Origin of the sequence: Pseudonocardia kongjuensis (genome assembly GCF_039526905.1) — a bacterium.
Classification (GTDB): domain Bacteria; phylum Actinomycetota; class Actinomycetes; order Mycobacteriales; family Pseudonocardiaceae; genus Pseudonocardia; species Pseudonocardia kongjuensis.
In genome coordinates, this window is the sequence record NZ_BAAAJK010000001.1 from 515,994 (window position 1) to 531,071 (window position 15,078).

At 75.0% G+C, this 15,078-nt stretch carries 15 protein-coding genes; 7 read left to right on the forward strand and 8 right to left on the reverse strand.

Annotation, left to right across the window (positions count from 1 at the left end; translation table 11 throughout):
• Window positions 1-180 precede the first annotated feature (180 nt).
• From ABD160_RS02335 to ABD160_RS02350, 4 genes are read left to right on the forward strand one after another with little or no spacing between them, the layout of a single operon-like run.
• Complete coding sequence (locus ABD160_RS02335) at window positions 181-1,323, forward strand: thiolase family protein (protein ID WP_344017890.1); 1,143 nt, start codon at window positions 181-183, stop codon at window positions 1,321-1,323.
• Window positions 1,320-2,570, forward strand: coding sequence for a cytochrome P450 (locus ABD160_RS02340; protein WP_344017892.1), 1,251 nt, complete (start codon window positions 1,320-1,322; stop codon window positions 2,568-2,570). Before ABD160_RS02335 ends, ABD160_RS02340 begins: the two co-directional genes overlap by 4 nt.
• Window positions 2,567-3,355, forward strand: coding sequence for an SDR family NAD(P)-dependent oxidoreductase (locus ABD160_RS02345; protein ID WP_344017894.1), 789 nt, complete (start codon window positions 2,567-2,569; stop codon window positions 3,353-3,355). The genes ABD160_RS02340 and ABD160_RS02345 overlap by 4 nt, the downstream gene beginning before the upstream one ends.
• 54 nt (window positions 3,356-3,409) lie before the next feature.
• A complete protein-coding gene (locus ABD160_RS02350) occupies window positions 3,410-4,081 on the forward strand; it encodes a TetR/AcrR family transcriptional regulator (RefSeq protein WP_344017895.1) in 672 nt (223 codons plus the stop codon).
• 13 nt (window positions 4,082-4,094) lie between these two features.
• Here the strand turns inward: ABD160_RS02350 and ABD160_RS02355 are convergent, their stop codons facing one another.
• Window positions 4,095-5,393: an aspartate aminotransferase family protein gene (locus tag ABD160_RS02355; protein ID WP_344017896.1), complete on the reverse strand. Its 1,299-nt coding sequence runs from the start codon at window positions 5,391-5,393 to the stop codon at window positions 4,095-4,097.
• A gap of 92 nt (window positions 5,394-5,485) precedes the next feature.
• Between ABD160_RS02355 and ABD160_RS02360 the strand changes: the two genes are divergently transcribed.
• Window positions 5,486-6,406, forward strand: coding sequence for a LysR family transcriptional regulator (locus ABD160_RS02360; RefSeq protein WP_344017897.1), 921 nt, complete (start codon window positions 5,486-5,488; stop codon window positions 6,404-6,406).
• A 4-nt stretch (window positions 6,407-6,410) separates the two neighbouring features.
• Here ABD160_RS02360 and ABD160_RS02365 read toward each other — a convergent pair whose 3' ends face one another.
• The 5 genes from ABD160_RS02365 to solA form a co-directional block, all read right to left on the reverse strand.
• On the reverse strand, window positions 6,411-7,577 hold the full coding sequence (locus ABD160_RS02365; protein WP_344017898.1) for a GDSL-type esterase/lipase family protein: 1,167 nt from the start codon (window positions 7,575-7,577) through the stop codon (window positions 6,411-6,413).
• Window positions 7,578-7,707: 130 nt separating this feature from the next.
• Complete coding sequence (locus ABD160_RS02370) at window positions 7,708-8,136, reverse strand: PPOX class F420-dependent oxidoreductase (RefSeq protein ID WP_344017899.1); 429 nt, start codon at window positions 8,134-8,136, stop codon at window positions 7,708-7,710.
• The gene (locus ABD160_RS02375) at window positions 8,133-8,639 is read right to left on the reverse strand and encodes a MarR family winged helix-turn-helix transcriptional regulator (RefSeq protein WP_344017900.1); all 507 of its coding nucleotides are present in this window, start codon (window positions 8,637-8,639) and stop codon (window positions 8,133-8,135) included. Before ABD160_RS02375 ends, ABD160_RS02370 begins: the two co-directional genes overlap by 4 nt.
• Before the next feature lie 57 nt (window positions 8,640-8,696).
• A complete protein-coding gene (locus tag ABD160_RS02380; RefSeq protein ID WP_344017901.1) occupies window positions 8,697-9,926 on the reverse strand; it encodes an aromatic ring-hydroxylating oxygenase subunit alpha in 1,230 nt (409 codons plus the stop codon).
• Window positions 9,919-11,112: an N-methyl-L-tryptophan oxidase gene (solA, locus tag ABD160_RS02385; protein ID WP_344017902.1), complete on the reverse strand. Its 1,194-nt coding sequence runs from the start codon at window positions 11,110-11,112 to the stop codon at window positions 9,919-9,921. The genes ABD160_RS02380 and solA overlap by 8 nt, the downstream gene beginning before the upstream one ends.
• Window positions 11,113-11,227: 115 nt before the next feature.
• Between solA and ABD160_RS02390 the strand changes: the two genes are divergently transcribed.
• Entirely contained in the window at window positions 11,228-12,121 is an 894-nt protein-coding gene (locus tag ABD160_RS02390) for a LysR substrate-binding domain-containing protein (RefSeq protein ID WP_344017903.1), read from the forward strand.
• A 78-nt stretch (window positions 12,122-12,199) separates the two neighbouring features.
• On the opposite strand, the gene ABD160_RS02395 is transcribed toward ABD160_RS02390, so the two are convergent.
• Complete coding sequence (locus ABD160_RS02395; protein WP_344017904.1) at window positions 12,200-13,105, reverse strand: enoyl-CoA hydratase-related protein; 906 nt, start codon at window positions 13,103-13,105, stop codon at window positions 12,200-12,202.
• Between the two features lie 56 nt (window positions 13,106-13,161).
• Between ABD160_RS02395 and ABD160_RS02400 the strand changes: the two genes are divergently transcribed.
• Window positions 13,162-13,776 carry a TetR/AcrR family transcriptional regulator gene (locus tag ABD160_RS02400; protein ID WP_344017905.1) on the forward strand — a complete coding sequence of 205 codons (615 nt, stop codon included), beginning with the start codon at window positions 13,162-13,164 and terminating at the stop codon, window positions 13,774-13,776.
• A gap of 8 nt (window positions 13,777-13,784) precedes the next feature.
• Here the strand turns inward: ABD160_RS02400 and ABD160_RS02405 are convergent, their stop codons facing one another.
• A complete protein-coding gene (locus tag ABD160_RS02405) occupies window positions 13,785-15,071 on the reverse strand; it encodes an acyl-CoA dehydrogenase family protein (protein ID WP_344017906.1) in 1,287 nt (428 codons plus the stop codon).
• Window positions 15,072-15,078: the final 7 nt, after the last annotated feature.

Consider the following 15,078-nt stretch of genomic DNA (forward strand, 5'->3'; position numbering starts at 1 on the left):
TACGAGGACGAACACCCCGCTTCGCGATCCGCGGAGAGTCGGCCTGTGGTTGATTAACTACCACGTGTTTGTTTACATCCTGGGGCGAGACCCAGCCCAGCGACGTTCCCGGAGGCCCCGTGCCCGCCCCACCGCTCCCCCAGCCCGCACCGGCGGCCACCCGTGCCCGGTGGTGACGCCGTGACCGGCCGGGTCGCCGTGCTCGGCGTCGGCACCTCGCGCTTCGGCCGCCAGCCCGGGCACGATCTGGTCGCGCTCGCGCACGCCGCCGTCACCGAGGCGCTCGCCGACGCCGGCTCCACCCGGGCCGACCCGCCGATCGACGCCGTCTGGGCGGGCACCGTGTTCGGCCCGCCGGGGGTGACCCAGCGGGTGCTGCGCGCCTGCGGGATCACCGGCATCCCGGTGATCACCGTGGAGAACGCCTGCGCCAGCGGGACCACCGCGTTCGTCGAGGCGCACGAGGCGGTGCGGACCGGCCGGTACGGCCGGGTCCTCGCGCTCGGCCTGGAGCACATGAGCAGCGCGTTCTCCGGGGCGATCACCCCCGAGCCGACCGATCCCGAGCAGCGCAGCGGGCTCGCCCTGCCCGCGCTCTACGCGATGGGCGCCGGCCGCTACCTGCACGAGGGCCTGGTCACCGCGGAGCAGCTGGCCGCGGTGTCGGTGAAGAACCACGCGCACGCCCTGCACAACCCACGCGCCCAGTACTCCGGCCGCTACACCGTCGCCGAGGTGCTCGGATCGCGGATGATCGCCGATCCGCTCACCGTGCTGCAGTGCTGCCCCACCTCGGACGGGGCGGCCGCCGCCGTGCTCGGCCCGGCCGGCCCGGAGCCGGCGGTCACCGTCCGCGGGCTCGCGCTGCGCAGCGGTGCCCCCTGGGACGACCGGTCGCCGCACGTGTGGGGACACGACATCGTCCGGGACACCGCCGCCGACGCGCTCGGCGCGGCCGGTCTGGACTCGGTGCACGATCTCGACGTCGTCGAGGTGCACGACGCGTTCACCATCGGCGAGGTCGTCACCACCGAGGCGCTCGGCATCGCCGCACCCGGCGAGGGCGGCCGGCTGGCCGCCGAGGGTGGCACCGCGCTCGGCGGGTCGCTGCCGGTGAACCCGTCCGGCGGGCTGCTCTCCCGGGGGCACCCGCTGGGCGCGACCGGGCTGGCCCAGGTCGCCGAGATCGTGTGGCAGCTGCGCGGCCGGGCGAACGGCCGCCAGGTCGACGGCGCCCGCCTCGGCCTCGTCGAGACCATGGGCGGCGGGGTGTCCGTGCTGGACGGGAACGCCTGCGCCGTCGCCGTTCTGGAGGCACCGTGACCCCGACCGCCACCGACGTCGCCGACGCCGATCTGCTCTCCCCCGAGGCGGTCGCCGATCCGTACCCGCTGCTCGCCGCGATGCGCGAGCACGACCCGGTGCACTGGAGCGAGCGCTTCCGGTCGTGGTTCGTCACCCGCTTCGACGACGTCAGCACCGCGCTGCGCGATCCCCGGTTCTCCTCCGACCGGATCACCCCCTACCGGCGGGCGAAGCTGGAGGGCCCGGACGCCGATCCGGCGCTGCGGGCCGCGTTCGGCGTGCTGGGCGAGTGGATGGTGTTCAAGGACCCGCCCGACCACACCCGGCTGCGCAGGCTGCTCAGCCGCAGCTTCACCCCGCGCGCGGTCGGCCGGATCGCCCCGCGGATCACCGAGCTGGTCGACGAGCTGCTCGACGCGGCGCCACCCGGCCGGATCGACGTGGTCCGTGACCTCGCCTACCCGCTCACCGCGTCGGTGATCGCCGAGATGCTCGGGGTCCCGCGGGCCGACCAGGAACGCTTCAAGGAGTGGTCGGACCGGATCACCGGCCTGGTGTTCGGCGGCCTCTCCGACACCGACCGGCACCGCAGCGGCGCCGAGGGCATGGGTGAGCTCACCGGGTACCTGACCGAGCTGGTCGCCCGCCGCGAGCGCGAGCCGGCCGACGACCTGCTGTCCGGGCTGATCACCGCGCGGGACGAGCAGGACGCGCTGACCCACGACGAGGTGATCGCGACCGGCGTGCTGCTGCTGTTCGCCGGGCACGAGACCACCACCAACCTGATCGGCTGCGGGGTGCGGGCGATGCTCGCCCATCCCGGCCAGGCGGCCCGGATGGCCGCCGACCCGGCGCTGGTGAACGGGGCCGTCGAGGAGATGCTGAGGTTCGACGGCCCGGCCAAGACCGTCGTGCGGCTGATGGCCGACGACGTCGAGCTGCGCGGCCGGGTGCTGCGCCGCGGGCAGCGGGTCTTCCTCAGCCCGTCGGCGGCGAACCGGGACCCGGCGGCGTTCGACGACCCGGACACCTTCGACATCACCCGGCGGCAGGGCCGCCAGCTCGGCTTCGGGGTCGGGATGCACTACTGCCTGGGCGCCCCGCTGGCCCGGCTGGAGACGGCGATCGCGGTGCCGCGGATCCTGGAGCGGCTGCCGGGCGCGGTCCCGGCGGGCGAGCCGCACTGGGCGCCGGTGCTGCTCTCCCGCGGCATGGAACGCTTCCCACTGCTGGCCGGTGGGGCCGGCGGGGCCGGCGCCGGATGAGCGCGCCGGCCGGTGATCCGGGCGCCCGGTTCCGGCTCGACGGGCGCACCGCCGTCGTCACCGGGGCCTCGGCCGGGCTCGGGGCGCACTTCGCGGTGCTGCTGGCCCGGGCCGGAGCCGATCTCGTGCTCGGCGCCCGCCGGGTCGCCGAGCTGGAGGCGGTCGCCGACGCGGTGCGCGGTCTCGGACGGCGCTGCGTCGCCGTGCGCACCGACATCGCCCGGGTCGAGGACTGCCGGGCGCTGGTCGCGGCCGCCGTCGAGCTGGGCGGGCCCGACGTGCTGGTGAACAACGCGGGCACCGGCTACGCCGCCCGCGCCGAGGACGACGACCCGGAGCGCGCCGCCCGGCTGCTGGAGACCAACCTGCTCGGCACGCTGCGGATGTGCCAGGCGGCCGGCCGGGCGATGATCGACGCCGGGCGCGGCGGCTCCATCGTCAACATCTCCTCGGCGCTCGGGCTGAGCACCGGCACGGTGCCGCAGGCCGCGTACTCGGCGTCCAAGGCCGGCCTGCTCGGGCTGACCCGCGATCTCGCCCAGCAGTGGTCCGGACGGCACCGGATCCGGGTGAACACCCTCGCACCCGGGTACGTATCAACCGACCTGACGGCGCCGCTGCTGCACGACGAGGGCGCGCACGCCCGCGCGCTCACCCGGATCCGGATGGGCCGGATCGGCGAGCCGGACGAGCTGGACGGGCCGCTGCTGCTGCTCGCCTCCGACGCCGGCTCGTACATCACCGGGAGCACCCTGTGCGTCGACGGCGGCTGGGCCATGCACTGACCGGGCACCGGGCAGCGGCGCCACACCGGACGTGGAGGAGAACGGAGGGAACCGATGCCCCGCAAGAACCGGTGGGCCGATCTCGTCGCCGCGGCGGGTGAGGAGTTCCGCGAGCACGGCTACGACAACGCCACCCTCGAGGGCATCGGCGCGCGGGTGGGCATCCTGAAGGGCAGCGTCTACAACTACGTCGGGAGCAAGGAGGAGCTGCTGCTCGCCGTCGTCGAGGGGCCGGCCCGCGCCCTGCTCGACGAGCTGGAGCTGCTGAGCCGGGACCACACGAGCAGCGTCGCGGTGCGGCTGCGCGAGCTGATCCGGATCCAGGTCCGGGTGTTCGCCGACCACTACCCGGCCGCGTTCGTCTACCTGCAGCACGTCGGCCGGGCCCGCACACCCGCCTTCGCCTTCTTCGACGACATGGACCGGCGCTACACCGCGGCCGTCGAGACGCTGCTCGCCGAGGGCGCCCGCACCGGCGAGCTGTCACTGCCGGCCAGCCCGCGGATCGCCACCCGCGCCGTCGTCGGCATGCTCGACTGGATGCAGCACTGGTTCACCCCGCGCGGCGCCGACGCCGACCGGGAGCTGGCCGACCAGCTGTTCGCGATGGTGCTGGGCGGGCTGCTGGCCGGTGGCGGGGTGCGCGGGCTGTCCGGTGCGCTGCCGTCCACCTCGACCGGCCCGGCCGCGGCACCGGCACCGGCCCGGCGGCCGCGCGGGGGCTGACCGCCCGGCCGGGTCAGCGGGTGACGTCGGTGAGCGCGGTGTCCAGGATCTCCAGGCCGCGCCCGATCTCGGCCTCGGTCGCGGTGAGCGGCGGCGCGATCCGGAACGTGCCGCCCATCCCGGGCAGCTGCACGATGTTCATGTGCAGGCCCAGCTCGGCGCAGCGGCGGGTGACGGCGGCCCCGAGCGCGTCGGCGCTCTGCGCGCCGGTCCCCTGCGCGTCGGTCCCGTGCGGCCCGACCAGCTCCAGCCCGACCAGCAGGCCGCGGCCGCGGACGTCGCCGATCACCGGATGCCGGTCGGCCAGCTCGCGCAACCCGCCCTGCAGCTGCGCGCCCAGCTCGCGGGCCCGCTCGTCGAGCCGGTCCCGGACCAGCACGTCGAGCACGGTGTTGCCGACCGCGGCCGGCAGCGGGTCGTTGACGTGCGTGGTGAGGAACAGGAAGCCGCGGTCGTGCGCCTCCTGCTCGATCTCGGCGCTGGTCAGCACGGCGGCCAGCGGCAGTCCCGCGCCGAGCGTCTTGGACAGCGTCAGGATGTCCGGGACGACGCCGTCGCGCTCGTGCGCGTACCAGTCGCCGGTCCGGCACAGGCCGGTCTGGGCCTCGTCGAGGATCAGCAGCATCCCCCGCTCCCGGCACTTGTCGCGCAGCGCCGCCAGGTAGCCGGGCGGGAGATCGACCACGCCGCCGGAGCTGAGGATCGGCTCGACGAGGCAGGCCGCGAGGCTGCCCGACGACTGGGCGTCGATCAGGTCGAAGCCGAGATCGAGCTGGCGGCGCCAGTCCAGGTTCCCGTCGGCGTCGACGATCGAGGGCCGGAACCGGTCCGGCACCGGCAGCGCGAAGTTGCCCGGCGCGGCGGGCCCGTAGCCGGACCGGCCCGCGACGTAGGTGGCGCCCGCGGCGCCCTGGGTCATGCCGTGCCAGGACCGGGCGAACGAGACGATCTCGTGCTTCCCGGTGACCAGCTTCGCCATCCGCAGCGCCGCCTCGTTCGACTCGGCGCCGGTCGTCAGCAGCATCGCCCGGTCCAGCGGATCGGCGAGGGTCCCGGCGAGCCGCCGGGCGAGATCGAGCACCGGCCGGGACAGCATCCCGCTGTAGAGGTGGTCGAGCCGGCCGACCTGGTCGCGGATCACCTCGACGATCGCCGGGTGCGAGTGGCCGAGGATCGCGCTCATCTGCCCGGAGGTGAAGTCGAGCAGCTCGCGGCCGTCCTCGGTGAAGATCGAGGTGCCCTTCGCGCGGTCGACGACGCCGTGCGTGAAACCGCCGGCGTAACGGATGAGATGGCTGGTGGCGTCCGGCATGCGGTCGAGGCTAGGAACCACCGGCGTGCACGTCCATCACACGATTCCGACGCTGCTGTTCGGTTCCGGCGCACAGGCGGCACACTGCCGGGATGCTGAACCCCTGGCGGCTGCGGATGCTCGCGCTGCTCGACAGCCTGGGCACCGTCCGCGCGGTCGCCGAGACGCTGCACCTGAGCCCGTCGACGGTGTCCCAGCAGCTCGCCGTGCTGGAGACCGAGACCCGCAGCACGCTGCTGGAGCGGTCCGGGCGCCGGGTCCGGCTGACCCGCACCGGGATCGCGCTGGCCCGGCGCGGACGGGAGATCCTGGACCGGATGGCCGAGGCCGAGGCGGAGCTGCGCGCGCTGAACGACGAGCCGATCGGCACCGTGCGGCTCGGCGTGTTCCAGAGCGCGATCCATCCGCTCGCCGTCCCGGCCGCCGCCCGGCTCACCGGGTCGCATCCGCACCTGCACGTCGAGCTGGTCGAGGCCGAGCCGCACGAGAGCGGGCCGGCGCTGCGCACCGGCGAGCTGGACGTCGTCGTCACCACCACCGACTTCGTCGAGTTCCCGTGGAGCCCGGACCTGGAGATCGTGCCGCTCGGGGTGGACCCGGTCGTGCTGGTGCTGCCGGCCCGCCACTCGCTGGCCCGGCGCCGGGTGGTCGATCTCGCCGCCTGCGCCGGCGAGCTGTGGGCCTGCGACCGGCCGGGCTCCTACATGGACGAGCTGACCCGGCGGCTGTGCCGGGAGTCCGGCTTCGAGCCGCAGGTGGCCTGCCGGTTCGGCAACTACCTGCTGACCCTGCAGCACGTCGAGGCGGGCCGCTCGGTGGCCCTGCTGCCGGCGCTCGCGGTGACGGCGGGCCACGGCGTCGTCACCCGGGAGCTGACCACGCCGGTGCAGCGCAACGTGGCGATCGTGCGCCGCCGCGGGACCGCGCTGCGGGCGGCGGTGGACGCGGTCGTCGAGGCGCTGCTCGATCATCCCGACATCCCGGCGCTGGCCGCCCCCGGGCCGCACCGCTGAGCGGTCAGGCCGGCGATCGCACCGCGCGCAGCCGCGCGGCGAACCGCTCGCCCATCTGCAGGTGGGTGGCGGCGTCCGGGTGCAGGTCGTCGGGCAGCGGGTGCGCGACGGCGTCGTCCGGGCCGTAGAGCGACAGCCCGTCGACGTGGTGCAGGTCCGGGTCGTCGGCGCTGCGCTCGGCGACGATCCGGGCCAGCTGTTCGCGCACCACGCGCAGGGTGAGCTTCCCGGCGGCGACCTCGGCCGGGTCGCCGGTCGCGACGAACCGCAGCTCGCCGCGGGCGAGCGCGGCCGGGTCGAACGCACCCGGCCCCGGCGTGTCCTCGTGGATCGGGCAGTGCACCGGCGAGACCACGACCAGCGGGGTGTCCGGGTGCCCGTCCCGGATCGTGTCGAGGAACCCGTGCACGGCGGGGCCGAACGCGCGCAGCCGCATCAGGTCGGCGTTCACCAGGTTGATCCCGATCTTGATGCTGATCAGGTCGGCCGGGGTGTCCCGGATCGTGCGGGCGGTGAACGGGTCCAGCAGCGCGCTGCCGCCGAAGCCCAGGTTGACCAGGTCGAGACCGGCCGCGGTGGCGGCGACCGCGGGCCAGGTGCCCAGCGGGTGGTCGGCGCCGGAACCGTGGCTGATCGAGCTGCCGTGGTGCAGCCATCGCGGGCGCCGGCCCGGGGCGGGATCCAGCGCGGCGTCCGCCCGCAGCCCGGCGATCTCGACGGTCTCGTTGTGCGGCAGCCAGATCTCCACCAGCTTGCGGCCGGCGGGGAGATCGTCGAACACGATCGTCGCGGGCTCGGCGGTGCTGGTCTCCCGGGTGCCGGTGGCGGGATCGACGGTGACCGTGATGGCGGTGTCCGGGATCGACCGGGCGACCGGGCGGCCGTCGACGACCAGCTCGAACACCCCGGGCGGCCGCGCGGGCAGCCCGCGGAACCCGAACCGGGTCGTGAGCACCGTCAGCTCGACGCTGCGCGCCCCGGTCTCCGCGACCAGCCGGACGCCCGACGGCTGGGCCTCGGCCATCGCCAGCTGCGGATCGCCGCCCCGGGCCAGGGCCGCCGCCGGCAGCCGGTGCGGCCGGATCCCGACCGGGGTCCGCTCCAGCTCCAGCGCACCGTGCACCAGCTCCGCGGTGACGGGGGTGCCGACCGGTCGCGCGGTACCGCGCATGCTCCTACCTCCCACGGGACGGCGCCCCCGTCCGGGCGCGCTCGGCTCCGAGCACACACCGTGCCGCAGCGGCACGGTCAACCGGGCCGGCGGGTGCTCCGGATCACCGGCCGGAGCGGCCGCCGGGAGGTCAGCCGGACAGGTCGGTGCCCACGACCCGCCGCGGCCGCAGGGTGACGATCGAGCGGGTCTCCCCGGGCCGGTCGTTGGCCCGGAAGTCCTGCCCGTACTTCGCGCCGGCGCGGGCGCAGAAGGCGAAGTCCGGGTCCGGGGCGAACTCGACGTCGGCCCGCACCTCCAGGGTCCGCCCCGGGTTCTGCGGGTCGACGACGAACAGCGTCGCGTGCGGGTCGCGGCGCATGTTGCGGGTCTTCTGCCGGGTGTCGTTGAGCGAGATCTTGATCAGGTCGTCGTCCTCGTCGTGCAGGAACGCGACGGCGGTGAGCTGCGGGCATCCGCTCGCACCGTTGGTCGCCAGGGTGGCGAACGGGGCGGCGAGCAGATCGCGGAAGCCGTCGGGGACGGTGCGGCCGTCGTTCGCGGTGCCGGTCGTGGTCATGGTTCCTCCGGTGCGGTTCGGGCGGTGTGCGTGGGGTTCGGCTCCGGCCGGACGGCCCGGCCGACCGCGTCGGCGATCCGGGTCAGCTGCCGGACCTGGGCCGGGGTGAGCCGGTCGAAGACCAGCCCGCGGACGTGCTCGACGTGACCGGGCGCGCTGCGCTCGACGACGGCGCGGCCCTGCGCGGTCAGCACGGCGAGGGTGTAGCGGCCGTCCGACGGGTCGGGTGTGCGGGTGAGCCAGCCGCGCTGCTCGAACCGGTCGAGCACCTTGGACACCCGGGGCAGCGCACCGTTCGCGAGCACGGCGAGATCGCTGATCCGGGCCCGGTCCCCCGGGCTCATCGACAGCTGGGCGAGCAGCGCGTACTCGAAGTGCGCGAGCCCCGCGTCCCGGCGCAGCTGCGCGTCGAGCGCGGGCGGGAGCCACATGATGACCCCGAGCAGGGCCCGCCACGCCTGCATCTCCTCGGCGGAGAGCCAGCGCGGCGGTTCCTCGGTCACCACCGGCACACTACGCCCGCGATGACTTGCCGTGGCAAGTGATCGACAGGAGTGTGATCAGCAGAACGCGCGCTCGTACCAGGCCAGGAACGCCTCGACCGAGGACTCGACGACCGGGGACAGCGGCCCCGGCCGGTAGCCGCGGGAGGCGATCCCGGCATACGCCTGCTCGCACAGCGCCCAGTCCTGCTCGGAGGTGGCGCGCCAGACCGCGGTGAGGGCGTCCACGTCGACGGCACCGGCGTCGGCGCGCACCAGGAAGCACAGCTCGACGTCGGTCGTGCCGGCGTCGACCGGGGTGAGCCGGGTGGTCACCGCGTAGTCGCTGTTGGCGTGCGCCCACATGTCGGGCAGCCCGACCACGCGCAGGCTGCCGGCGTCGGCCTCGCCGAGCCGGCCGAGGAACGGCGCCACCGGGCGGCCGTCCAGCGACTCGGTGACGAACCCGTCGCGCAGCGGCAGCCGGGCGACCCGGTACCAGGCGCCGTCCGGGAAGCTGACCTCCGCCGAGGGGAGCCCGCGCCGGGCCCAGCGGGCGTGCGCCCGCGCGCGGGCGGCGTCGTAGCGCGGGTTGGTGCGGAGGTCGCCGTTCACCCCGAGATCGAAGTTCGACAGCGTGAACTCGGGATGGCTGCCCGCGCAGTGGTAGCACTCCCGGTTGTTCTCCACCAGCGTCTTCCAGTTGGCGGCGACCCGGTAGTGCAGCCGGGTCTCGATCCGGGCGTCGGCGAGCCGGTGCGGTGCGAGCTGCGGGCCCAGCGCGGCGGCGAACCCGGAGATGTCCGGCGGCTCGTCGGCCGGGCAGACGAACACCAGCCCCTCGATCTCGGCGACGGCGACCGGGGCGAGCCGGTGCCCGGCGACCCCGAAGCCCTCCCCCATCAGCCGGGCCGAGCGCAGCGAGCCGTCGGTGCGGTAGACCCACTGGTGGTACGGGCAGACGAAGGCGCGCACGCAGCCGCGGTCGGCGGTGGTGAGCCGGGACCCGCGGTGCGCGCAGACGTCGTGGTGGGCGTGCAGGGCGCCGTCGTCGCCGCGGACCACGATCACCCGGTCCCGGCCGACGTCGCGGGTGAGGTAGTCGCCGGGGCCGGCCAGCTCGCAGGTGTGCCCGGCGAACAGCCAGCCGCCGGCCCAGACCCGCTCCAGGTCGGCGTCGAACACGTCCGGGTCGGTGTAGGCGGCCTGCGGCAGCGACCAGCCGGGCCGCCGGAGCGGGACGGTGGTGACGGTGGCGGACCGAGCCGGGCCGGACCGGGCTGGGCCGGAGAGCGCTGTGTCAGACATGGAACGACCTCGGGAAGGCGGGATCGGTGAGCGCCGGGCGGTCGGGCGCGAACGCCCCGACCGGGTAGCTGGTGCGGCCGGAGAGTGCGAGCTCGGCCAGGATCCGGCCGAGCAGCGAGGCGAACTTGAACGCGTGCCCGGCGCCGACCGCGACGCTGACCCGCGGCGCGCCCGGCACCGGACCGAGGACGAGGTGCTGATCCGGCGGGATCGTGTAGAGGCAGGTCTTCGTGTACAGCTCGGGCCCCAGCATGCCGGGCACGTGCTCGACCAGGAACTCCTCCTGCCGCTTGCGGCGCAACGGGTCCGGTTCGAAGGTCCGGGAGTCGGCGGTGACCTCGGGGCCGCCCATGTGCTGGCCGAGCTTGGTGGCGACCTCGCCGTACACGCCGAAGCCGTAGTAGTTCTCGGCGCCGTGCCACATGAACACCGGGAACCGCCCGGGTGCGAAGTCGAGCAGGTTCGGGGTGGCGTAGTAGGTGACCTGCTCCTGGGTGACGGTCAGCGGGAGGGCCGGGACCAGGCCGTCGAGCACCTCGTTGGTGCGCGCGTCGGCGGCGACGACGACGTGCTCGGCCCGGTAGATCTCGTCGTCGGTGACGACCTCGACGTACCGGCCCGCGTCGTGCAGCGCCCGGACCGGGCTGTTCTCCCGGACCTGCGCGCCGTACCCGCGGGCCAGCGCGATGTGCGTGGCGTTCGCCCGGCGGGCGTCGAGGATGCCGGACCGCCGCTGGTACAGCGCCCGCTCGGTGCCGTGCAGCCGGAACTGGGGCCAGCGCGCGGTGAGCGCGTCCGCGTCGAGCAGCTCGACGTCGACGCCGTGCCGGGCGGCGACCGCGGCGTAGCCGTCGATGTCGCGTCCGGCGGTGTCGAGCCCGCGGCGGGACTGCACGTCCTCGATCACCAGCCCGCCGGTCTCGGTCACCAGGGTCTGGCCGGACAGGCTCTCGATCTGCCGCCAGGTGCGGTAGGCGTGCGGGGCGAGCGCGGCGTAGACGTCCTGGTGCTGGGCGAGCCGGATGATCCGGCTGTGGTCCTGGCTCGCGCCGTGGTCGTGGCCGAGGGTGTGCCGTTCCAGCCCGAGCACGCGGGAGTACGGCGCGGCGGCGCGGGCGAGCCAGAACAGCGCGGCGGAGCCGATGCCGCCGCACCCGACGACGACGAAGGGATGGTCGGTGTTCACTGTGGATCTCCCGGGGGTAGGTGCGCCCCCACCCTGACCCGGCCGGCGCCGCCGTGGGGCCGATCCGCGATCGGGCGTCCCGATGCTGGGATAAGGAGAACCTTATGATTCGACGATGGACGTCGAGCTGCGTCAGCTGCGGGTGTTCCTGACGGTCGCCGCGGAGCTGCACTTCAGCCGGGCCGCGGCCCGGCTGCACGTCAGCCAGCCCGCGCTGAGCCAGCAGATCCGGACCCTGGAGCGGGCCGTCGGGGCGACCCTGTTCGACCGCACCAGCCGGGCGACCGAGCTGACCCCGGCCGGGCGGGTGCTGCTCGACGCCGCACCGCGGGTGCTGTTCGAGGCCGAGCGCGCCGGGGTGCGGGTCCGGCAGGCGGCGGAGGGCGCCAGCGGGCTGCTCGTCGTCGGCTCGGTCGGGACCGCACTCGCCTCGATCGCACCGCGGATCCTGCGGACGGTCCGCGGCCGGTTCCCGGACCTGCGGATGGAGGTGTCCCAGCACGACACCGCCGCCCAGATGGTGATGCTCGCCGAGGAGCGGCTCGACGTCGGGCTGGTCCGCTCGGCGGCGCCGACGAACGCGGTGGTCGTCGAGGAGCTGGTCACCGAACCGCTGCTGGTCGTGCTGCCCGGCGACCATCCGCTGGCCCGGCACGACACGGTGGACGCCGGTGCGCTCGCCGACGAGCCGTTCGTGCTGTGGCCGCGGCCGCTGGGCGCCGAGTTCTTCGACATCATCACCGGCTACTGCCGCGACCACGGGTTCACCCCGCGGATCGTCGCCGAGGGCGCCGACATCGAGACCCAGCTCAGCCTGGTCGCGGCCGGGATCGGGGTGTCGCTGCAGCCGTCGTACTACGCCAACCTGCGGCCGCCGGGCGTCGCCTTCCGGCCGCTGTCCGGCGAGGTGCCCTCGGTCGCGCTGCAGGTGGCGTGGCGCCGGCGCAACCGCTCCCCCGCGGTCGGCCACTTCGTCGGCGCGGCCCGGGAGTGCGCGGGCACGGGATGACCCGGCCCGGGATGGCCCGGCCCGGGATGGCCCGGCCCGGGATGGCCCGGCCCGGGGTGACCCGGCCTGCGGCGCCGCTCAGGTCGTCCCGTCCGGCCGCTCCGGCCAGCCCGGGACGACGCCGAGCCGGTCGGCGACCCGGTCCGGGAACTGCGGCGGCCGTTTCTCCAGGAACGAGGAGACCCCCTCCCGGGCGTCCGCCCCGCGGCCGAGCTCGAGGATCGCGGCGGAGTCCAGCCGGTGCGCCTCCCACGGCGACGACGCCCCCAGCATCGACCACAGCAGCCTGCGGCTGAGCGCGACCGACACCGCGGAGGTGTTGTGCGCGATCTCGTCGGCGAGCGCCCGCGCGGTGCCGATCAGCTCGTCGTCCGGCACGACCCGCGAGACGAGACCGCCGGCGAGCGCCTCGGCGGCGTCGAACACCCGGCCGGTGGCGACCCACTCCATCGCCTGCGAGATGCCGACCACCCGGGGCAGGAACCAGCTCGACGCCGCCTCGGGCACCAGGCCGCGGCGGGCGAACACGAACCCGAAGCGCGCCGACGCGGCCGCGATCCGGACGTCGGCGGGCAGCATCATCGTCGCGCCGATGCCGACCGCCGGGCCGTTGACGGCCACGATCACCGGTTTCACCGACGCCGCGATCCGCAGCGAGACGACACCGCCCGCGTCCCGCGGGGCGCCGCCGACGGTGCCCAGGTCGCCGCGCTCGGCGGCCCGGGCCGCGTCGTCGGCGTCGAAGGAGCGCTCCCCGCGGCCCAGGTCGGCGCCCGCGCAGAAGCCGCGCCCGGCGCCGGTCAGGATCACCACCCGGACCGACTCGTCGGCGTCGGTGGCGTCGAACGCGGCGACCAGCTCGCGGGCCATCGTGCCGGTGAAGGCGTTGAGCCGGTCCGGGCGGTGCAGGGTGATCGTGGCCGTGCCGGAGCCGGAGCCGGTACCGGTCGGGAGGTCCAGCCGGATCTCGCTGTGGTCGCTCATCGCACCGTCCGCACGCCGCCGGACCGCGCACCCGCCCGATGGGCCATGCTGACCCGATGAGCACCGCCGAGGAGATCCACCCGGGTGCGCCCCGGCGCGGCGGCGGCCGGGAGGCGATCACGGCGGCCGCCCGGGAGAGCTTCGCCGAACGCGGGTACCACGGCACCTCGATCCGGGACATCGCCCGGCGGGCCGGGCTGTCGCTGTCCGCGCTCTACTACTGGCACCCCAGCAAGCAGCACCTGCTGGCCGCGCTGATGGAGGAGATCACCCACGACTACTTCGGGCGGTGCGACCGCGCGCTGCGCGGGATCGGCGACGATCCGGCGGAGCGGCTGAGCGCGCTGGTCCGGGTCACCGTGGAGTACCGGGTGAGCCGGCGGGTGGAGAGCAACATCGCCGCCCTGGAGTGGCGCAACCTGGAACCTGCGAACCGGGAGCGGCTGGCCGGGCTGCGCCGCGCCGCGACCCGGCTGTGGGCGGACATCATCGACGACGGCGTCGCCCGCGGGGTGTTCGGCTGCCCGCACCCGGACGACGCCCGACGGGCCGTCGTCGCCGCGTGCAACGCGATCGTGCAGTGGTACGAGCCGGGCGGCGGCATCACGCCGGCCGAGCTGGCGGAGCGCTACACCGGCATCGCGCTGCGGATCGTCGACCACCGCGGCTGAGCGGCCGCTCACGAGCCGACCGACATCGTGTCGAGCAGCTCGGCGAACTTCGCCCGGGCGGCCTCGCGCCGGGTCGGCACGTGCTCGGTGGGGACCTCGCGGGGCGGGTAGTCGCGCAGCACCCGCCGGGCGACCGTCACCTTGTGCACCTCGTCCGGGCCGTCGTAGATCCGGGCCGCCCTGGCGTGCCGGTACATCGACTCCAGCGGAAGGTCGGTGGTGTAGCCGAGCGAGCCGTGCGCCTGCACCGCCCGGTCGATCACGTTGTACAGCACGCCCGCGCCGTAGAACTTGATCATCGCGATGTCGGTCAGCGCGGCCGCCGTGCCGCCCCGGTCCATCTTCCAGGCCGCCTGCAGCGTCATCAGCCGGGCCGCGGTCATCTCGGCGGCCGAGGTGGCGATCCAGTCCTGCACCATCTGCTTCTCGGCGAGCACGGAGCCGTGCGCGTACCGGGAGACGGCCCGCTCGCAGAGCATGTCGAAGGCCCGCTGGGACTGGCCCAGCCAGCGCATGCAGTGGTGGATGCGGCCGGGCCCGAGCCGCTTCTGGGCGAGCAGGAAGCCGTCGCCCTCCGCCCCGATCAGGTTCTCGGCGGGCACCCACACGTCCCGGTAGTGGATCTCGGCGTGCCCGCCGGGGCGTCCGAAGTGCTCGTGCGGGTCGCCCATCGTCGGCACGTCCCGCAGGATCTGCACGCCCGGCGCGTCGGCGGGCACGACGAAGATCGACGCCCGGCGGCGCGGCGGCGCGTCCGGATCGGTGACGGCCATCAGGACGAGGATGTCGGCGACCGACCCGTTCGAGGTGAACCACTTGTGGCCGTTCACCCGGTAGCCGTCGCCGTCCCGCTCGGCCCGGGTGGTGAGCAGCGTCGGATCGGCCCCGGCGCCGGGCTCGGTCATCGAGAACGCGCTGCGCAGCGTGCCGTCGAGCAGCGGCTCCAGCCAGCGCCGCTTCTGCTCGGCGTTCGCGCCGACGGCGAGCAGCTCGGCGTTGCCCGAGTCGGGGGCGTTGTTGCCGAACACGGCGGGCGCGTACACGCAGCGGCCGAGGATCTCGTGCATCAGGCCGAGCCGGACCTGCGCGAAGCCGCCGCCGCCCAGCTCGGGCGGCAGGTGCGCGGCCCAGAGCCCGCGGGCCCGCACCTCCGCCTTGAGCGGCGCCGTCAGCCGGTCCAGCTCGGCGGGTTCCAGGTCGAGCGTCTCCAGCGGGATGATCTCGTCGCGGACGAACCCGCGCATCCACTCCAGCTTCTCCTCGAACTCCGGTTCGGTCGAGAAATCCCAGGCCATCGCCGTT